This window comes from Micromonospora sp. NPDC047548, from assembly GCF_040642975.1.
In the GTDB taxonomy this organism is placed as follows: domain Bacteria; phylum Actinomycetota; class Actinomycetes; order Mycobacteriales; family Micromonosporaceae; genus Micromonospora.
In genome coordinates this window covers 1-4,592 of record NZ_JBEYTI010000105.1, presented here as the reverse complement: position 1 = coordinate 4,592, position 4,592 = coordinate 1, and the positions used below count along the sequence as shown (strand labels likewise).

The 4,592-nt window shown below is 76.2% G+C and carries 2 protein-coding genes; both read left to right on the top strand.

From position 1 onward, the window contains the following. On the top strand, positions 1–2,808 hold a 2,808-nt coding region (locus ABZ807_RS33090; RefSeq protein WP_357167032.1), incomplete at its 5' end, for a type I polyketide synthase. Next, positions 2,805–4,592: beta-ketoacyl synthase N-terminal-like domain-containing protein (locus tag ABZ807_RS33085; RefSeq protein WP_357167029.1), on the top strand; the 1,788-nt coding region annotated here is incomplete at its 3' end. The genes ABZ807_RS33090 and ABZ807_RS33085, both read left to right, overlap by 4 nt.

Below are 4,592 nucleotides of genomic sequence, written 5' to 3'. Positions count from 1 at the left end.
GCCAGGTTGCACGTCACCGGCACCACCGTCGACTGGACGACACTGCTCCCACAGACCACCCGCACCATCGACCTGCCCACCTACCCCTTCCAGCGGCAGCGCTACTGGCAGCGGGCCATCACCCCGAGCGGGGACCTCGGCGCCGTCGGGGTCGACGCCGCACGCCACCCGCTGCTCGGGGCCGCCGTCACCCTCGCCGGCTCCGACAGCACCGTCCTCACCGGACGGCTCTCCGTGCACACCCAGCCCTGGCTCGCCGACCACGTGGTCGGCGGCGCGATCCTGCTGCCGGGCACCGGCTTCGTGGAGCTGGCGTTGAGCGCGGGCGCGCAGGTCGGCTGCGACACGCTCACCGAACTGGTCCTCGAAGCACCGCTGGTCGTACCGGACTGCGGCGGGGTCACCGTCCAGGTGCTGATCGGCGTGGCCGACGAGACGGGCAGCCGACCGGTCACCGTCCACTCGCGCGACGGCGGACCGGACCAGCCGTGGACCCGGCACGCCACCGGCGCCGTCGCCCCGGCCACCCGGCCGCCGTCGTTCGACCTGGCCGCCTGGCCGCCGCTAGGTGCCCTCCCGGTCGACCTCGCCGGGCGGTACGACGCCCAGGCCGCCGCCGGGCTGGCGTACGGGCCGGCGTTCCAGGGGCTGCGCGCCGCGTGGACCGCCGGGAACCAGGTGTACGCCGAGGTCGCCCTGCCTGCCGGGGACGGCGCCGACGGCGGGTACCGGATGCACCCGGCCCTGCTCGACGCCTGCCTTCAGGCGGTCGGCCTCGACGCCGGCCAGGTCGGGCCGGTCCGGCTGCCGTTCGCCTTCTCCGGCGTCACCGTCGCCGTCCCCGACGCCGCCACCGTACGGGTCCGGGTCACCCCGGCCGGCGACGGGGTGCGCCTCGACATCGCCGACGCCGCCGGCCTGCCGGTCGCCTCGGTGGAGTCGCTCACCCTGCGGGAACTCTCCGCCGCCCAGCTCGCCGCCGGCCGGCCGGACCCGCTGTACCGGCTGGCCTGGCAGCCCGCCGGGCCGGTCGGCGCGCCCCCGGTGCGCTGGGCGGGGTGGGACGACGTCCGAGACGACGTACCCGAGGTGGTGGTGCTGCGGTCGGAGCCCGGCCGGGACGCCACTGCCGTGCACCGCGCCACCCACCGGGCCCTGGAGCGCGTCCAGACCTGGCTCGCCGACGACCGGTACGCCCGGTCCACCCTGCTGGTGGTCACCCGGGGCGCGGTCGCGGTGGCCGGAGAGGAGGCCGCCGACTTGGCCGGCGCGGCCGTCTGGGGTCTGGTCCGCTCCGCGCAGTCGGAGCAGCCCGACCGGATCGTCCTGGCCGACCTCGACGACCCGGACGACCCCGCCGCGCTCGCCCTGGCCGTCGCGACCGGAGAACCGCAGGTGGCCGTCCGCGCCGGCGCCGCCCACGTCGCCCGGCTCACCCGGCTCGCCGCCACCCCCGACGCGCCGCCGGCCAGCAGGTTCGGTGCGGAGGGGACGGTGCTGGTCACCGGCGCGACCGGCCTGCTCGGCCGGCTCGTCGCCCGGCACCTGGTCACCACGCACGGGGTACGCCGGCTGCTGCTGACCAGCAGGCGGGGCGCGGCGGCCGCCGGCGCGGACGGCCTCGTCGCCGAGCTGACCGCCCTCGGCGCGGACGTCCGGCTCGTCGCCTGCGACATGGGCGACCGGGATGCCGTGGCGGCCCTGCTGGCCGGCCTCGACCCGGCGCACCCGCTCACCGGGGTCCTGCACTCCGCCGGTGTGCTCGACGACGGCGTGATCGGCTCGCTCACCCCGGACCGCGTCGACGTCGTGTTCCGCCCCAAGGTGGACGCCGCGCTGTACCTGCACGAGCTGACCGCCGGCCTGCCGCTCACCGCGTTCGTGCTCTTCTCCTCCGCCGCCGGTGTGGTCGGCAACCCCGGCCAGGGCAGCTACGCCGCCGCCAACGCGTGCCTCGACGCGCTCGCCGCGCATCGCCGGGCCACCGGCCTGCCCGCCCAGTCGCTCGCCTGGGGGGCCTGGGCCGGCGACGCCGGGATGGCCGCCGACCTCACCGCCGGTGACCGGGCCCGCGTCGAGCGGACCGGCGTCCGCCCGCTGGCGCCCGCCGAGGGGCTCGCGCTGCTGGACGCGGCCGCCGCCACCGACACGGCGATGGTCGTACCGGTGGGGCTGGACCTGGCCGCGCTGGCCGCCGTACCCGATCTGCCGGCGCTCTTCCGCGGCCTGGTCCGGCGGCCGGTGCGCCCGACCGGCGGGGCCGGACCGGACGCCGCCGTGGCCCTGACCCGACGGCTCGCCGCGCTGCCGGCCGACGAACGCGATGCCGCGCTGCTCGACGTGGTGCTCACCCAGGCGGCGGCAATCCTCGGGCACGCCGGTCCGCAGGACGTTGACCCCGACCGGGCGTTTCAGGAGCTGGGCTTCGACTCGCTGAGCGCGGTGGAGTTCCGCAACCAGCTCAACACCGCGACCGGCCTGCGCCTGCCCGCGACGCTCGTCTTCGACCACCCCAACGCCCGGATCCTCGCCGCCGAGCTGGCCACCGCGCTCGCCCCGACGCCAACCGAGGGGCTGGGCGAGGACCGGGTTCGCGAGGTCCTCCAGGGCATCCCGCTGAGCCGGCTGCGCGAGGCCGGGCTGCTGGACCGGCTGCTCGAACTCGGCGGGCTAGCCCCCACGCCGGCCACGACCGCAGTGGACGACGAGGCTGGCCGCTCGATCGACGAGATGGACGCCGACGACCTGATCAGCATGGCGCTGGGCGACCAGGACCTCGACGACCTCATGACGGGAGACCCTCGATGACCGACGACAAGCTCGTCGCGGCGCTGCGCAGCTCGCTCAAGGAGACCGAGCGGCTGCGCGCGCAGAACCGGCGGCTCACCGCGGCCGCCCACGAGCCGGTCGCGATCGTCGGGATGAGCTGCCGCTTCCCCGGCGGGGTGAGCACCCCGGAGCAGCTGTGGCGGCTGGTCGCCGACGGGGTCGACGCGATCGGCGACTTCCCCGCCGACCGGGGCTGGAACGTCGACGAGCTCTACGACCCGACCGGCGAGCGGCCGCACACCAGCTACGTCCGGCAGGGCGGGTTTCTCGCCGACGCCGACGCCTTCGACCCGACGTTCTTCGGGATCAGCCCCAACGAGGCGACGATCATGGACCCGCAGCAGCGGCTGCTGCTGGAGTGCGCCTGGGAGGCGTTCGAGCGGGCCGGCATCGACCCGGGCACGCTGCGCGGCAGTCGTACCGGGGTGTTCGCCGGCCTGATGTACCACGACTACGCCAGCAGCCACGCCACCGGCTCGGTCGCCTCCGGCCGGGTGGCGTACGCCCTCGGGCTGGAGGGCCCGGCGGTCACCGTCGACACCGCCTGCTCGTCGTCGCTGGTGGCGCTGCACCTGGCCGTGCAGGCGCTGCGATCGGGGGAGTGCACCCTGGCGCTCGCCGGCGGCGCGGCCGTCATGGCGACGCCGGAGGCGTTCGTCGAGTTCAGCCGGCAGCGGGGACTCGCCCCGGACGGCCGGTGCAAGTCGTTCGGCGCGGGGGCCGACGGCACCGGCTGGGGCGAGGGCGCGGGCTTCCTGCTGGTCGAACGGCTCTCGGACGCCCAGCGGCTCGGCCATCCGGTGCTCGCGGTGGTCCGCGGCACCGCCGTCAACCAGGACGGCGCTTCCAACGGGTTCTTCGCCCCGAACGGCCCCGCCCAGCAGCGGGTGATCCGGGCCGCCCTCGCCGCGGCGGGCGTACCGGCCGTCGAGGTGGACGTGGTGGAGGCGCATGGCACCGGCACCACCCTCGGCGACCCGATCGAGGCGCAGGCGCTACTGGCCACCTACGGCCAGCAGCGGCCCGCCGGCCGTCCGCTCCGGCTCGGGTCGATCAAGTCGAACCTCGGCCACACCCAGGCCGCCGCCGGCGTGGCCGCCGTGATCAAGATGGTGCAGGCGATGCGGCACGGAGTGCTGCCCCGGACCCTGCACGCCGAGGAGCGCTCCTCGCAGGTGGACTGGTCGTCCGGCGCGGTCGAGCTGCTGACCGAGGCGCGCGAGTGGCCCGCGCAGGGGCATCCGCGCCGGGCGGGCATCTCGTCGTTCGGCCTCTCCGGCACCAACGCCCACGTCATCCTCGAGCAGGCGCCGTCGTCCGACCCGGAGCCGGACGACGGGGATACGCCGTCGTCGCTGGTGCCCTGGGTGCTGTCGGCGAAATCCGACCCGGCGGTACGGGAACTGGCGAACCGCTTCGCCTCCGTCGCCGGGCACCTCGCGCCGGCGGACCTGCGCCCCGCGGCCCGGACCCTGGTCACCGGTCGGGCGGTCTTCGGCCACCGGGCGGTGGTGCTCGGCGCGGACCCGGCCGAGATGTCCGCCGGCCTGGCGGCGGTGGCGGCGGGGGAGTTGGCCCCGAACGCGGTCCTCGGGACGGCCCGTCCGGGCCGGCTGGCGGTGCTGTTCACCGGTCAGGGTGCGCAGCGGCTGGGTATGGGTCGTGAGCTGTACGGGGTGTTTCCGGTGTTCGCCGCTGCGTTTGACGCGGTGGTGGCGGAGTTGGATCAGTACCTGGATCGGCCGTTGTGTTCGGTGGTCTGG